This window comes from Vibrio sinaloensis, from assembly GCF_023195835.1.
Lineage (GTDB): Bacteria > Pseudomonadota > Gammaproteobacteria > Enterobacterales > Vibrionaceae > Vibrio > Vibrio sinaloensis_C.
Map to the genome: position 1 here is coordinate 694,219 of NZ_CP096199.1, position 14,308 is coordinate 708,526.

Here is a 14,308-nt window from a genome sequence, read left to right on the forward strand (position 1 = left end):
GAGAAAGGATGTTGAGGAACTGGATTGCAGTCATAGCCCTATTTTGGAGTGCGCTTGCTGTTAGCGCAGATGGTTCCTCAATGTCTCTACTCGATAACCGTTTTCGCGTTGATCCGTCGATCAAACAGATCACCTTTGTGATTTACCGGGCGCAAAGTTCACAGCCGGTGGTATTGGTGCGCCCTGATGGTAAAAAGTACTACGCTTGGCGCAGCCCAGATAACGTACGTTGGTATCAGGAGTCATCGATGGATATTATTTCTATTGATAATCCGATGCCAGGTCCTTGGCAAGCCATTGGTAAAGTCACACCGAAAAATAAAATTAAGCTCATTTCCCACCTTGAGCTGTCTACCGACATGTTACCTAACCGCCTGTATCAAGGTGAGTCACTCAAATTTAATGCGCGCTTGACCTCTGATGGCGAGCCACTTGTGCTCAGAGACTTTCTCGACCGAGTCAAACTCAAAGTCACCTTCACTAAGTTTATTGAGAATGAAGAGACATTAGTCAAAGAGGCACGGCCGATTCCAGAGGTGATTGGCGAGTTCGCTGACGATGGCCAAGATCTCGATGAAGTCGCCGGTGATGGTATTTTTACCGTAGGTTTGCCGATTTCTAGTGAACCGGGTAAGTACCGAGTGCGGATTACCTCTGGGAACGGGGTGTTCCTGCGCGCTCAGGAGCAAGAAGTGTTGGTCTACCCGTCACCGATTCAATCGACCTTTATCCAGTCACGTGAAGAGGGAATGAGCAACAAATTGGTGTTCTCTGGTGAGCAAGGGATGATAAAACCAGGCTCCATCGCTGGGCACGTCGAACATATTAGCCCCAACGAAGACAAACTGACGGTGCAAGGCTCATCGGAACCAGAGAGTAGTAAGCTCGAACTGGATATTCCTTATAGCGCTGATATTGGCCTTTACTCATGGACGGGCAAAGTGTTTGCCACTGAGATGGGCTCTGAGCGTCCGCTTATTTTCCCACTGACAGAGCATACTTACAGCGTGGTTAAAGAGGTGGATATTGCCGAAACCCGTCGTTTGCAGGAAGAAGAGCGCCTGAAACAGCAGAAATTGATGGAAGAGATGCAACTGATCAAAATGCGCGAAGAGAAACGTACGCGCACTATGATTATTATCGCCGTCGGGAACATTATCGCGCTATTACTCGGTTTAGTGGTTTGGTTTATCCGCAGTAAGCTTAAAGCCAGCAAGCAAGCGATACCTGAAATGCAGCTAGAGATGCCAAAGAAGTAAACTTCTTGTCGGTTGAGGCTTCAGCGCTGCTGATAGAAACGGCAACAATATCGACGAAATCGCTGAGGTGGGGATTGGTATAACAGAGAACAGTAGATTGACTGATAAAACAAAGGGCTGCCAGCTGGCAGCCCTTTTTGATGCGAGTAGTTCAGCCGGTTACGCGACCTCTTCCATTTTAGGCGTCGGCGCGGGGAGTGGCTTTGCCGCAAGTTGCTCTGGACTAAAGTCATCGACATTAATCACATACAAACGCTGCTGCTCGGCTTGTTTCAGAAGTTCTGCCTCAGCTTTATCCAAAATGCCTTGCTCTAAACCAAGTTCTGCGACTTCATCCAAGCGCAAGAATGGACGACGTTGCCCCGTCTCTTTGCACACTTTGTCGAACAGAGGTTCGGCAGAGAGGATAACACCGAGCGCGTGCTCAATCTTACCCGCCGGGTTGAACTCGCTGGCGGTTAAGTATTGGTTGCGACCAATGCGAGAGCGTGTTTCGTTTGGTGTTTGTAAAATTTGAGCCACTTGGCTGTCCAGTTTGTCATTTGGGGCTTTACGCACACGACCAAACGGCAGAATCATCACTCTTAGCACTTTCGCCAATAGCTTGTTAGGGAAGTTAGCTAAAAACTCATCAATCGCCTGCTCGGTCTGTTTCAAGCTATCTTGCAGTCCCCAATGAACGAGCGCTAAGTCAGTCTGCTGGCGTCCTTCACTTTCGAAACGCTTCAAGGTAGCTGAACTCAAGTAGAGTTGGCTCAAAATATCCCCTAAACGAGCTGACAAGCGCTCCTTACGTTTCAGAGAGCCGCCGAGCACAGCCATTGAGATGTCGGACAAGAACGCGATGTTGGCACTGTAGCGGTTAAGCTGCTGATAGTAACGCTTGGTGGCATCACTTGTTGGCGCGCTAGAAAAGCGGCCGTCGGTAAGTCCTAGCCAGAAGCTGCGCACTAAGTTACTCAAGGTAAAGCTCACGTGACCAGCGAGTGCGGCGTCGAACTTATCCAAGGCATCTGAACTGTCAGAATAAGCAGCATTCATCTCTTCAAGTACATAAGGATGACAACGAATGGCACCTTGGCCAAAGATGATCATCGAACGAGTCAGAATGTTTGCGCCTTCAACTGTTACCGCAATAGGGGCACCTTGGTACCCTCGGGCAAGGAAGTTAGATGGACCCATACAAATGCCTTTACCGCCGACAATGTCCATCGCGTCAATGATGCTTTGTTGACCACGGTGAGTACAGTGGTATTTAACGATAGCTGAGATCACTGATGGTTTTTCGCCTAAGTCGATACCTGCAACAGTCAGGGCACTGGCTGCATCCATGACGTAAGCATTACCCCCTAAGCGTGCCAATGGCTCCTCAACCCCTTCCATGTGGCCGATAGGTTGTTTGAACTGGCGACGAATACGGGCATAAGCACCGGTTGCCAGTGCGGCTGTTTTGATGCCACCGGTTGAGTTTGAAGGTAGCGTAATACCACGGCCAACGGATAGACACTCAACCAACATACGCCAGCCTTGGCCAGCCATTTTGGGGCCACCGATAATGAAATCGAGCGGGACAAATAGATCCTTGGCGCGAGTTGGACCATTTTGGAACGGCACGTTCAGCGGGAAGTGGCGGTTACCAATTTCGACCCCTTCTAGGTCGGTTGGAATCAGCGCACAGGTAATACCGAGCTCTGGTGTCTCACCTAGCAGACCATCAGGGTCGCGCAGCTTGAAAGCAAGGCCGAGTACTGTAGCGACAGGAGCAAGAGTAATGTAACGTTTGTTCCACGTAAGGCGCATACCAAGTACTTCTTTGCCTTGCCATTCGCCTTTGCACACCACACCAAAATCCGGAATAGAGCCCGCATCTGAACCTGCTTCTGGACTGGTTAGAGCGAAACAAGGGATCTCTTTACCTTCAGCGAGGCGAGGTAGGTAATAGTCTTTTTGTTCGGTAGTACCGTAGTGTTGCAACAGTTCACCAGGGCCTAACGAGTTAGGCACGCCGACTGTCGATGACAGAACACCAGAGACACCGGTTAGCTTTTGCAACACCAAAGATTGGGCGTACGCTGAGAATTCCAAGCCACCATATTTTTTCTTGATGATCATGGCAAAGAACTTGTTGTCTTTTAGGTACTGCCAAACGTGCGGAGGCAAGTCGGCTAGCTCGTGAGTCACTTGATAATCGTTGACCATGGCACACACTTCGTTAACCGGGCCATCGAGAAACGCTTGTTCTTCAGCGCTCAGTTGCGGGTCTTTGATCTGGTGTAGTTTGTTCCAGTCAGGTTTGCCTTTGAACAGCTCGGCTTCCCACCACACGGTGCCGGCATCCAATGCCTCTTTTTCTGTTTGAGACATGGCCGGTAGCACTTTCTTGAATACTGCTAACGCTTTTTTACTGATCACTGATTGGCGCAAAGACGGCACCGCGAGCACAGCAGTGGCGGCCACATACAGCAACCAACTGACGGAACCGACACTGCCAAAAATCGACAGTAGGATCATTGTCGCCGTGAGCGCAGCAATAGAAGTAAAAAGTGAGCTGCGATGGTATAGGCAGGCAGCCAAGACGACGGTAAAGCCGAGTATTGAGAGCAAGATGTCCATATTTGTTTTCCTTTTACGACGATTATTGGTTTGTTATACGTCGATATCTAGTAAGAGGTCTAACCAGTTAAGTGTAATCAAAATATTAATAAAATGTAAAACCACCAATTGTTCAAAAAGTGATCCAGATAGAGTGATAAGTCTAAAAATGCTAAGTGGTGCCCGATTTATGCGCGCACAGAGGTGACAAAAGCGCATTTGTTCTCAACAAGCTATCGACAGCCTCGAATGTTTGGGTAAACTCTGTAAATAACGCTTTCTGTATTGATTGCAGAACCCCTATTACAACGATTAGAGACAAACCTATGTACCAGGATTTAATTAAAAGTGAATTGACGGAAGCGGCTGACGTACTGAATAAGTTTTTGAGCGATGCGCAAAATATCGCTCAGATTGAAGCAGCAGCGAAAATGATTGCTGATTCCTTTAAGCAAGGGGGGAAAGTGCTCTCTTGTGGTAACGGCGGCTCTCACTGTGACGCCATGCACTTCGCAGAAGAGCTAACAGGGCGTTACCGAGAAAACCGTCCTGGTCTGCCTGGCATTGCGATTTCAGACCCAAGTCACCTTTCATGTGTGAGCAACGACTTTGGCTATGACTATGTTTTCTCTCGCTATGTCGAAGCGGTTGGCGTAAAAGGAGACGTACTGTTTGGTTTGTCGACATCTGGTAACTCGGGCAACATTCTAAAAGCCATTGAAGCGGCGCAAGCGAAAGGAATGAAAACCATTGCGTTGACCGGTAAAGATGGCGGCAAAATGGCTGGACTCGCTGATATCGAAATTCGCGTGCCACATTTTGGCTATGCGGATCGCATCCAAGAAATTCATATTAAGATCATCCATATCGTGATCCAATTGATTGAAAAAGAGATGGAAGCATAGTCCAACACCAACAGAAGCAGTATCGGCAGTGATGCCGATACTGAGGTTTGCTAAGGAGAGTCGTAAACCATGTGTGAATTGCTCGGAATGAGCGCCAACGTACCAACTGATATCTGTTTCAGTTTTACTGGCCTGATGCAGCGAGGAGGGAAGACCGGCCCGCACCGCGATGGTTGGGGTATCACCTTCTATGAAGGAAAAGGCTTTCGTAACTTTAAAGACCCAAACCCAAGTTGCCAGTCGAAAATTGCCGAATTAGTACAAAACTACCCGATAAAAAGCCGCGCAGTCATTAGCCATATTCGCCAAGCCAATCGTGGTGGCGTGAATTTAGAGAACACCCACCCGTTTACGCGAGAATTATGGGGACGCTACTGGACCTTTGCCCACAATGGTCAACTGAGTGACTATCAAGATTTGCATACCGGGCGCCATCGTCCTGTCGGCCAAACCGATAGCGAGCTTGCCTTCTGTTGGCTACTGAAACAGATGGAAGACCGTTACCCAGAACCACCGCAAGATATGATCGGAGTGTTTCGTTTTGTCGCGCAGTGCTGTGAGCTGCTAAAGCAGAAAGGTGTGTTTAATATGCTGCTTTCCGATGGTGAGTATGTGATGACTTATTGCACCAATCACCTCTATTGGATCACTCGCCGTGCGCCGTTTGGCAAAGCCTCTTTGATTGATGAAGACGTAGAAATTAACTTCCAAGAAGAGACCACACCCAATGACATTGTCTCTGTGATTGCTACCCAACCGCTGACTGACAATGAGCAGTGGCACCGAATGAAACCGGGTGAATTCGGCATTTTGCACTTTGGTGAGATTGTTGATGGCAACGCCGATCAGTTAACCGATGTGCCATTTGCTCCGAAGAAGGTCGCCAGCCAAGCGCCCACCGAGCCACTGGAGTAGCTTAAAGAGTGCTTCTCGCATAAAAAAGGCCGATGTTTCCATCGGCCTTTTGCATTTCTCGCTGTCAGCTTAAGCAATTTGAGCTTTAACGTGTTCAACGATGTCCGCCATTGCAACTGGTGTTTTTTCACCAGTACGACGGTTTTTATACTCGAAGTTGCCTTCTTTCATGCTGCGGTCACCGATGATGATGGTGTGCGGCACGCCAATCAGCTCCATATCCGAGAACATCACGCCTGGGCGCTCTTTGCGGTCATCAAACAGCACATCAATACCTAGAGCCGTTAGCTCAGCGTATAGCTTTTCAGCCGCTTGCTGCACTTCTTCTGACTTGTGCATGTTCATCGGAACAATAGCCACTTGGAACGGAGCCAGTGCGTCAGGCCAGATGATGCCGTATTGATCGTGGTTTTGCTCAATCGCCGCTGCCACGACTCGGGTAATACCAATACCGTAACAGCCCATCTCTAGGATAGTGTTCTTGCCATCAGGACCAAGTACACCACAGTTCATCGCTGCCGAGTAGGTATTGCCTAGCTGGAAAATATGACCCACTTCGATACCGCGTTTAAGCTGAATGGTACCTTGACCACATGGGCTAGGGTCGCCTTCAACCACATTGCGCAGGTCTTCAACTTGACCAAGCTCGACATCACGACCCCAGTTAATGCCAAAGTAGTGTTTGTCATCAATGTTGGCACCAGCGCCAAAATCACTCATAACAGCAACGCTGCGGTCAACGATGAAAGGCAGTTTAAGACCGACTGGGCCAAGTGAGCCTGGGCCTGCACCGATCAGCGCACGAATTTCTTCTTCCGATGCCATCTCGAGTGGTGCGGCGACTTGAGCAAGGTTCTCCGCTTTCACTTCGTTAAGCTCGTGATCGCCACGAATAATCAGCGCAATAATCGGCGCTTCCATTTCGTCCGAGGCTTTTACAAATAGCGTCTTAACGGTTTTTTCAATCGGTAGCTCAAACTGTTCAACCAGCTCTGCGATGGTTTTCGCGTTTGGCGTATCGACTAAAGTCATCTCTTGAGTCGGTGCGGGTGCTGCATCGGCTGGAGCTAGGGCTTCTGCTTTTTCAATGTTGGCCGCGTAATCTGACTCAGTTGAGAAGGCGATAAGATCTTCACCGCTTTCAGCCAGTACGTGGAACTCTTGTGAGCCACTGCCACCAATCGCGCCGCTGTCAGCAAGAACTGGACGGTAGTCTAAGCCCATGCGGTCGAAAGCTTTGCAGTACGCGTCGTGCATCGCATCGTAGGATTTTTGCAAGCCCTCTTTATCGATGTCGAAGCTGTACGCATCCATCATCGAGAACTCACGAGAGCGCATAACGCCAAAGCGCGGACGACGTTCATCACGGAACTTGGTTTGAATTTGGTACAGGTTAAGCGGTAGCTGTTTGTAAGAGCTCACTTCATTACGCACCAAGCTAGTGATCACCTCTTCTGCCGTTGGGCTAAGCACAAACGGACGCACATGGCGGTCAGTAAAGCGAAGTAACTCAGGGCCCATCTTCTCTGATCGACCGGTTTCTTCCCATAGTTCAAACGGCTGCACAACGGGCATCAAGGTTTCGACTGCACCTGCATTATCGATTTCTTGACGAACGATGTTTTCGACTTTACGCAACACACGTAGACCGGTAGGCAGCCAAGTATAAAGACCTGAAGCCAGCTTACGGATCATACCTGCTCGTAGCATGAGCTGGTGGCTCACTACTTCTGCGTCGTTTGGAGTCTCCTTCAGAGTAGAAAGAAGATAGTTACTGGTACGCATTCTATGGTATCCGTTTCTAATGTTTGACAGACATTCCCTATCTACACAGGGAATAAAGTTAGCCGCCTATAATATCAGCCATTTGGCTTTGTCAAAAGCGTTCAATCGCGGTAACCGTTACTAAGTTGTCTGCGACGATAAATTTAACGTTTAGATCGAACAAGTTGACCGCGTACTCTTTGCTATCGGGCTTGGCTCTCTTGTAGGCCGGGCGGGGGTCTTGCGCCAGTACTTGCTCTATTACTTTCGCTTCCATCTCTTGTTGTGGGCGCAGTTTGAGTACAGCTAGAGCCTCTGCTGAGAAACTGACAGTGAGCGTGGTTGGCTCGTGTTCCGCGTAGCCGCCACTGGCTTCGTTCACCTGGTCGCTGTAAGGGATATAGGGTTTGATATCGACAATAGGGGTGCCATCCACTAAGTCGACACTGCCAAGATCTAAATAGATCTGCTCTCCTTGTTTGGTTACCCCTTTGACTTCTACCGCAGACATGCCGATGCCATTGGGCCTAAAGGTTGAGCGTGAAGCAAATACACCAATACGTTCATTACCGCCCAGTCTGGGTGGGCGCACGGTTGGTTTCCATCCGGCTTGTAAATTCTGGTCAAACAGAAAGAGTAACCAGACATGAGAGAACTGTTCGATGCCTCTCAGTGCTTCTGGGCAATTGGCTTTTCCGAGTAACTTAACGCGAGAGCACGCGGCGGGCACTAAACGTGGCTGACGTGGTACGGCGAATTTCTCTTTATACGGGCTTTCAATAAAACCGATTGGCTCTATGGAATACATGATGTTTGCACTCTGGGACAACTTATTCAGCAAAAGTAACACAAAAAAAGCTTGTAAATCTTGTTGATAATGATTATTAATTAATATGTTATAACATAACATTTGAGGTAGATTAACTATGCAAGCGAATATCCACCCTGAGTATCGAACGGTTGTGTTTCACGATACCAGTGTCGATGAGTATTTTTTGATTGGCTCAACGTTACAAACCAATCGCACTATCGAATGGAGTGATGGCAAAACCTATCCCTATTTCACAGTTGAGGTCTCGTCGAAGTCTCATCCTTTCTATACCGGCAAACAACGCGTGGTTCAGAAAGAAGGGCGCGTGGCTAACTTCAGACGTCGTTTTAGTCAGTTTGAACAAGGAAATAAGTAGATGAAAGTGGTCAAATCGTTGAAAAGTGCCAAGAGTCGTCACCCTGATTGCCAAGTCGTCAAAAGAAGAGGGCGTCTGTATGTGATATGCAAAGCTAACCCTAGGTTTAAAGCGGTACAGAAATAGTGCGCTATTCCTGTAAACACGTTGTTACTATCGTCGATTAGTGCAAGCCGATTCACCTCTTCTCACGTTAAGTTGCGCTCAATGTTTTGTTGGGCGTTTTTTTGTTTTGCGTCAACGGCCGGCTGTTCTATTAATCAATAAGTTACCGAACAACATATAAACAGTACGTATGGTTTGATACGAACTATAATTTTATTTTTTGCTTTATAACTGAAGTTATTTGCTAATTATTTGTGCATTGGGCGTTAAAAAATATGATCATTTACACATTTGGTAACATTTTGTATTTCTAATTGAGTGTTTTGTCGAGTACCCTCTCGCCGGCATTTGGAACATTTTTGTCACATTTGCATAGGAAAAACTACAAGGAGGGAACAGATGAGTTCATCTGCTTCGATTAAACAAAATTCACCTAAGAAGCCGCTATTTACGCGTTTCTTAGACGCTGTTGAATATTTGGGGAACCTATTGCCCCATCCAATCACTCTATTTGCTATCTTCTGCTTAGCGATCTTGGTCCTATCTGGTATTGCGGGCTTTTTTGAAGTAGCAGTCATGGATCCTCGCCCTGAGGGTGCCAAAGGTCGTGCCGCAGATGGCATGATTCATGTCGTTAGCCTGCTTAATGCAGACGGTCTAGAGCTCATTGTTACCAATCTCGTTAAAAACTTTGTGGGCTTTGCACCGTTAGGTACCGTTTTAGTGGCCATGCTGGGTGTAGCGATCGCTGAGTACTCGGGTCTGTTGTCTGCTGCGATGCGTGGCATGGTGATGGGTGCGTCAAAGCGTATGGTCACGGTGACTGTGGTGTTTGCGGGTATTATCTCTAACACGGCGTCTGAGCTGGGTTACGTGGTATTGATTCCGCTAGCGGCGATGCTATTCCACTCACTTGGTCGTCACCCACTTGCTGGTTTGGCGGCAGCGTTTGCCGGTGTTTCTGGCGGTTACTCGGCTAACCTATTGATTGGTACTGTTGATCCACTGCTGTCTGGTATTACAGAAACTGCAGCGCAAATGATCGATCCGACTTACACCGTTGGGCCAGAAGTGAACTGGTACTTCATGTTTGTATCGACGTTCTTTATTGCCGGAATGGGTGCGTTCGTTACTGAGAAAATCGTTGAGCCGAAACTGGGCAAATACAACGATGAAGAAGCATCGGAAGATCTATCGCAAGATAAGATGGGTAAGCTGAGCGAGATCGAGAAGAAAGGTCTCAAGCTCGCGGGTGTTGCTGTTCTTGTTGTATCGGCACTCCTTGCGTGGACGATTGTTCCTGCTGACGGTATTCTGCGCTCTGATACCGGCACGGTCGCTGGCTCGCCATTCCTTAAGAGTATTGTTGCCTTTATCTTTGTGTTCTTTGCGATTCCAGGCTTTGTCTACGGCAAAGTGGTTGGCACAATGAAGACTGACCGCGACGTGATTGATGCAATGGCCAAGTCTATGTCTTCGATGGGCATGTACATTGTACTGGTGTTCTTCGCAGCTCAATTTGTTGCATTTTTCAAGTGGACTAACTTCGGGCAAGTATTCGCGGTTGCTGGTGCTAGCTTCCTACAAGAGATTGGTTTGACTGGCCCGATGCTGTTCTTCGCATTTATCCTGATGTGTGGCTTCATTAACCTGATGATCGGTTCAGCTTCGGCACAGTGGGCAGTCACAGCGCCTATCTTCGTGCCTATGCTAATGCTGGTAGGTTACGCGCCAGAGACTATCCAGGCGGCGTACCGTATCGGTGACTCAACCACCAACATCATTACGCCGATGATGAGCTACTTCGGTCTGATCTTGGCTGTGGCAACTCGTTACATGAAGAACCTAGGTATCGGTACGCTGATCGCGACCATGCTGCCGTACTCAATCTGCTTTATCGTTGGTTGGAGTCTGCTGTTCTACCTTTGGGTGTTTGTGTTTGGTCTACCTGTTGGTCCTGGCGCAGCAACTTACTACACACCTTAATTTTCAGGTTAAACTTAATTTCATCAAAGCCGGAGCAGTGAGCTCCGGCTTTTTTACGCGTGGAGCATACCAAGGCTCGGTTTGACAAGCGTCGAGAGGCGACTTTACTTATGAGAGTACAGCGGATTACAAAGTAGACTTTGGATGGTCGGATGCTGGGAAGTCGGCGAGGTAGACGAATGAGGCAGTTTCTACAGCGATTAACATCTTTTTGTGTGATGGCCTGCTTACCTGCGTTCGCGCAAACGCCTATTCAACTGGTAACGCTCGACTACCCACCTTATATCGAATTTCGTCAGGATAAACTGTCAGGAGTTGCGATCAAATTGGTGGAGTCGATATTTGCAGAGCTTAATCAACCTATCACTATTGAAGTTTTGCCTTGGGCTAGGGCGTTGAGTTTAGTTGAGTATGGCCGAGCAGATGCCATTTTTACCGCTTTCAAAACACCAAGCCGAGAGCGTTTTGCACACTTCAGTGATCAGGTGTTGTTCGTTCAAAATATCAGTTTAGTTGTCCGTTCATCTTCTTCGATAGCCAGCCAAGATTTTTTTACCCAAGATCATTCGACTCTGGCGCTTTGTGTGGTCAATCGAGTGAGTTATGGCAATCAGTTTGACAATTTACTTGTTGAGAATCGATTTCGTCGTGTTTTTAAACGCGACAGTGCAGAGGAATGTGCTCGCTTAGTCAGAGCGGGAAGAGTTGATGTTTGGGTCAACAATGAGTTTGGAGCGCGAAGTATTTTGGTTACCGAGGGGCTTGAGCAAGAGTTGCAGGTTTTGTCTCCTCCATTGGAGGCTACGGCAAGCTATATCGCTTTTTCTCAGCGGCGTGGTCATCAAGCTTTGCTCAAGCGGTTTGATGAGGTTTTGCGGCAGATGAAGCAAGATGGTCGTTATCAAGCGTTAATCGATGCCTATTTTCAACAGTTGCGCCAGCAGCGAAAATAAAAGGCTGACACAGAATGTCAGCCTTGAGCAAAATGGGAGTGAACGCCGGGAATTACCAGCCTTTTACTACGCCGCCTTGGAAAATGTCAGAGGCTGCTTGGTAAACCTCGTCGGTTTGGTAAGCCTTGACGAAGTTTTGTACATTCTCAGCTTGGACATTGTCTTCACGAGCCACAATCAGGTTAACGTATGGAGACTCTTTATCTTCAACAAAAACGCCGTCTTTTTGAGGAGTTAGGTTGATTGAGCTCGCGTAAGTCGTATTGATTACTGACAGCGCTACATCATCCAGTGAGCGTGGAAGCTGAGCAGCGTCTAGCTCTACGATAGTGATGTTTTTTGGGTTCTCAACGATATCGCGTACCGTGGCTAGTAGACCCACATTTTCACGTAGCTTGAGTAGACCTTGCTGTTCAAGAAGTAGCAGTGAACGACCTAGGTTGGTCGGATCGTTTGGTACCGCGATACGAGCGCCATCTTGGATCTCGTCCACAGATTGAACTTGCTTAGAGTAACCTGCAATTGGGTAAACAAACGTGTTGCCAGCAATCGTTAGTTTGTAACCACGGTCTGCCACTTGCTGATCTAGATATGGCTTATGTTGGAACGCATTGATATCGATTGAACCATCATCAAGCGCTGCGTTTGGCGTCACGTAATCTGTGAAAGTGACCAGTTCAACATCAAGACCATACTGCTCTTTCGCGACTTTCGCTGCCACTTCTGCTACTTGTGCTTCTGCGCCAGCCATGACACCCACTTTGATTTTGCTGGTGTCTGCCGCTTGCTCACCACAGCCTGCTAGAACGAGTGCCGACGCTGCGGCTGCGATAGTCAAAAGACCTTTAAGACTGAATTTCATCACTATCTCCTTATGAATAAATCTGTGAATTTATAATTTATTGGTTGTTTATCTGTGGTCAACACGACGAACGATCGCATCACCAATGGATTGAATAATTTGTACCAGCACAATCAGCATCACTACCGTTACGGCCATGATCACCACATCATAGCGGTGGAATCCGTAGCGAATTGCCACATCGCCAAGACCGCCGCCACCCACCGTACCTGCCATCGCTGAGTAGCTGACTAGGGTGACCAGTGTAATGGTCACTGAGTTGACTATAGTTGGCATCGCTTCTGGCAGTAGCACTTTGCTGATGATCTGCATCGGCGTCGCGCCCATAGATTGCGCTGCTTCGACTAAGCCGGTAGGCACTTCCAATAGCGCACCCTCAATTAAGCGAGCAACAAATGGGATTGCGCCAATCGTCAGTGGCACAATGGCCGCTGTTGTGCCGATAAAGGTGCCGACCAACAGCTTTGTGACCGGAATGATTGCCACCATCAACACTAAGAAAGGCACAGAGCGTCCAATGTTGACGATAGCGCCAAGCACACTGTTTAACTTGGTGTTTTCTAGCAGACCGCCCTTTTTAGTAGTGTGTAGAATAACCCCGAGAGGAATGCCTACCGCAAAGCCAACAATCCCAGCAACGGCCACCATGTATAGGGTTTCCCAGGTTGCACCGAGCAGCAACTTGCTGTTAAGGCTTAACCACTGTGAAATTTCATTAAAGGACATAACCCAGCACCTCTACTTTTACGTTGTGGTCACGCAGGAACTCAATGGCTGCGTTGTCATCTTGTTCATTACCAAATAGTTCAGCCACCATCATGCCGAACTTGACGCCGCCCGCGTAGTCGAGATCTGAACTTAAAATAGAGACATCGATGTTAAATTTGCGTGCGATTTGAGTCATAAGTGGCGCATCCACGGTTGCGCCGGTGAATTCAAGGCGCACCAGCGGGTAACTGCCTTCAACACGAGTCGGTTGCAGACGTGCTTGGTAATCTTCGGGAATCGATAGATCCAGCGTAGAACGAATAAACTCATGAGCCAGGTCTGTTTTCGGGTGAGCAAATATCTCCCCGACGGTGCCTTTTTCAACCAACTCGCCACCGCCAATGATCGCCACTTGATGACAGATGCTTTTCACAACGTCCATCTCATGGGTAATTAACAGCATGGTGATGTTGAGTTTGCGGTTGATCTCTTTTAGCAGTTCTAAAATCGATTGTGTGGTGGCCGGATCGAGCGCACTGGTCGCTTCATCACACAGCAGAACTTTAGGATCCGATGCGAGTGCACGCGCAATCGCCACACGCTGCTTCTGACCGCCACTTAGGTTTGCTGGGTAGCTTTCGTGTTTGTCGGCCAAACCGACCAGTTTTAGCAGTTCGGTGACTTTGGATTCGATTTGCGTTTTATCTTTACCCGCTAACTCCAGCGGCAGTGCGACGTTGCCAAACACTGTGCGTGAAGAGAGTAAGTTAAAGTGCTGAAAGATCATGCCAATGTTACGACGCGCTTCGCTCAATTGAGATTTGCTCAGTTGAGTAAGGTCGACACCGTCTACCACAATTGAGCCGCTGGTAGGGGCTTCAAGCATGTTTACACAGCGAATAAGGGTACTTTTCCCTGCTCCTGATGAGCCAATAACACCAAAAATGGTTCCCTGAGGAATGGTCAGGTTGATCTCTTTCAAGGCGTGAATCTCCTTATTGCCTTGATAGAAAACCTTATTTACTTGATTAATTTCAATCATTGAGAAACCCGTTATCAGTTTGGATGAGCA

The 14,308-nt window shown here is 48.1% G+C and carries 13 protein-coding genes; 7 read left to right on the forward strand and 6 right to left on the reverse strand.

What is annotated here, in order from left to right; genetic code table 11:
• The first annotated feature begins 8 nt into the window (after positions 1–8).
• Positions 9–1,259: a TIGR03503 family protein gene (locus tag MTO69_RS03250; protein ID WP_248331090.1), complete on the forward strand. Its 1,251-nt coding sequence runs from the start codon at positions 9–11 to the stop codon at positions 1,257–1,259.
• A gap of 159 nt (positions 1,260–1,418) precedes the next feature.
• Here the strand turns inward: MTO69_RS03250 and fadE are convergent, their stop codons facing one another.
• On the reverse strand, positions 1,419–3,872 hold the full coding sequence (fadE, locus tag MTO69_RS03255; RefSeq protein WP_248331092.1) for an acyl-CoA dehydrogenase FadE: 2,454 nt from the start codon (positions 3,870–3,872) through the stop codon (positions 1,419–1,421).
• A 305-nt stretch (positions 3,873–4,177) separates the two neighbouring features.
• Between fadE and lpcA the strand changes: the two genes are divergently transcribed.
• Positions 4,178–4,756: a D-sedoheptulose 7-phosphate isomerase gene (gene lpcA / locus MTO69_RS03260; RefSeq protein WP_248331094.1), complete on the forward strand. Its 579-nt coding sequence runs from the start codon at positions 4,178–4,180 to the stop codon at positions 4,754–4,756.
• A 69-nt stretch (positions 4,757–4,825) separates the two neighbouring features.
• On the forward strand, positions 4,826–5,671 hold the full coding sequence (locus MTO69_RS03265) for a class II glutamine amidotransferase (RefSeq protein ID WP_248331096.1): 846 nt from the start codon (positions 4,826–4,828) through the stop codon (positions 5,669–5,671).
• A 69-nt stretch (positions 5,672–5,740) separates the two neighbouring features.
• Here MTO69_RS03265 and MTO69_RS03270 read toward each other — a convergent pair whose 3' ends face one another.
• Both MTO69_RS03270 and tsaA read right to left on the reverse strand, forming a co-directional pair.
• Complete coding sequence (locus MTO69_RS03270; RefSeq protein WP_248331098.1) at positions 5,741–7,456, reverse strand: proline--tRNA ligase; 1,716 nt, start codon at positions 7,454–7,456, stop codon at positions 5,741–5,743.
• Positions 7,457–7,547: 91 nt separating this feature from the next.
• Entirely contained in the window at positions 7,548–8,243 is a 696-nt protein-coding gene (gene tsaA / locus MTO69_RS03275) for a tRNA (N6-threonylcarbamoyladenosine(37)-N6)-methyltransferase TrmO (RefSeq protein WP_248331100.1), read from the reverse strand.
• 118 nt (positions 8,244–8,361) lie between these two features.
• On the opposite strand from tsaA, the gene MTO69_RS03280 reads away from it, so the two are divergent.
• The 4 genes from MTO69_RS03280 to MTO69_RS03295 all read left to right on the forward strand — a co-directional run bounded on the left by MTO69_RS03280 (position 8,362) and on the right by MTO69_RS03295 (position 11,666).
• Entirely contained in the window at positions 8,362–8,622 is a 261-nt protein-coding gene (locus MTO69_RS03280; RefSeq protein WP_248331102.1) for a type B 50S ribosomal protein L31, read from the forward strand.
• Entirely contained in the window at positions 8,623–8,748 is a 126-nt protein-coding gene (gene ykgO / locus MTO69_RS03285) for a type B 50S ribosomal protein L36 (protein WP_074191703.1), read from the forward strand. It begins immediately after the preceding gene.
• Positions 8,749–9,126: 378 nt separating this feature from the next.
• The gene (locus tag MTO69_RS03290) at positions 9,127–10,713 is read left to right on the forward strand and encodes an AbgT family transporter (protein ID WP_248331104.1); all 1,587 of its coding nucleotides are present in this window, start codon (positions 9,127–9,129) and stop codon (positions 10,711–10,713) included.
• Positions 10,714–10,892: 179 nt separating this feature from the next.
• Positions 10,893–11,666 carry a substrate-binding periplasmic protein gene (locus MTO69_RS03295; RefSeq protein ID WP_248331106.1) on the forward strand — a complete coding sequence of 258 codons (774 nt, stop codon included), beginning with the start codon at positions 10,893–10,895 and terminating at the stop codon, positions 11,664–11,666.
• A gap of 52 nt (positions 11,667–11,718) precedes the next feature.
• On the opposite strand, the gene MTO69_RS03300 is transcribed toward MTO69_RS03295, so the two are convergent.
• The 3 genes from MTO69_RS03300 to metN are packed head-to-tail and all read right to left on the reverse strand — an operon-like array spanning position 11,719 to position 14,278.
• A complete protein-coding gene (locus tag MTO69_RS03300) occupies positions 11,719–12,528 on the reverse strand; it encodes a MetQ/NlpA family lipoprotein (protein ID WP_248331108.1) in 810 nt (269 codons plus the stop codon).
• A 48-nt stretch (positions 12,529–12,576) separates the two neighbouring features.
• Complete coding sequence (locus tag MTO69_RS03305; protein ID WP_248331110.1) at positions 12,577–13,254, reverse strand: methionine ABC transporter permease; 678 nt, start codon at positions 13,252–13,254, stop codon at positions 12,577–12,579.
• Positions 13,244–14,278 carry a methionine ABC transporter ATP-binding protein MetN gene (gene metN, locus MTO69_RS03310; protein WP_248331112.1) on the reverse strand — a complete coding sequence of 345 codons (1,035 nt, stop codon included), beginning with the start codon at positions 14,276–14,278 and terminating at the stop codon, positions 13,244–13,246. Before metN ends, MTO69_RS03305 begins: the two co-directional genes overlap by 11 nt.
• Positions 14,279–14,308: the final 30 nt, after the last annotated feature.

Excerpts from the sequence above, each read along its gene's own strand:
- MTO69_RS03250 (WP_248331090.1), top strand. The coding sequence starts at position 9 with ATGTTGAGGAACTGGATTGCAGTCATAGCCCTATTTTGGAGTGCGCTT.
- fadE (WP_248331092.1), bottom strand. The coding sequence starts at position 3,872 with ATGGACATCTTGCTCTCAATACTCGGCTTTACCGTCGTCTTGGCTGCC.
- lpcA (WP_248331094.1), top strand. The coding sequence starts at position 4,178 with ATGTACCAGGATTTAATTAAAAGTGAATTGACGGAAGCGGCTGACGTA.
- MTO69_RS03265 (WP_248331096.1), top strand. The coding sequence starts at position 4,826 with ATGTGTGAATTGCTCGGAATGAGCGCCAACGTACCAACTGATATCTGT.
- MTO69_RS03270 (WP_248331098.1), bottom strand. The coding sequence starts at position 7,456 with ATGCGTACCAGTAACTATCTTCTTTCTACTCTGAAGGAGACTCCAAAC.
- tsaA (WP_248331100.1), bottom strand. The coding sequence starts at position 8,243 with ATGTATTCCATAGAGCCAATCGGTTTTATTGAAAGCCCGTATAAAGAG.
- MTO69_RS03280 (WP_248331102.1), top strand. The coding sequence starts at position 8,362 with ATGCAAGCGAATATCCACCCTGAGTATCGAACGGTTGTGTTTCACGAT.
- ykgO (WP_074191703.1), top strand. The coding sequence starts at position 8,623 with ATGAAAGTGGTCAAATCGTTGAAAAGTGCCAAGAGTCGTCACCCTGAT.
- MTO69_RS03290 (WP_248331104.1), top strand. The coding sequence starts at position 9,127 with ATGAGTTCATCTGCTTCGATTAAACAAAATTCACCTAAGAAGCCGCTA.
- MTO69_RS03295 (WP_248331106.1), top strand. The coding sequence starts at position 10,893 with ATGAGGCAGTTTCTACAGCGATTAACATCTTTTTGTGTGATGGCCTGC.
- MTO69_RS03300 (WP_248331108.1), bottom strand. The coding sequence starts at position 12,528 with ATGAAATTCAGTCTTAAAGGTCTTTTGACTATCGCAGCCGCAGCGTCG.
- MTO69_RS03305 (WP_248331110.1), bottom strand. The coding sequence starts at position 13,254 with ATGTCCTTTAATGAAATTTCACAGTGGTTAAGCCTTAACAGCAAGTTG.
- metN (WP_248331112.1), bottom strand. The coding sequence starts at position 14,278 with ATGATTGAAATTAATCAAGTAAATAAGGTTTTCTATCAAGGCAATAAG.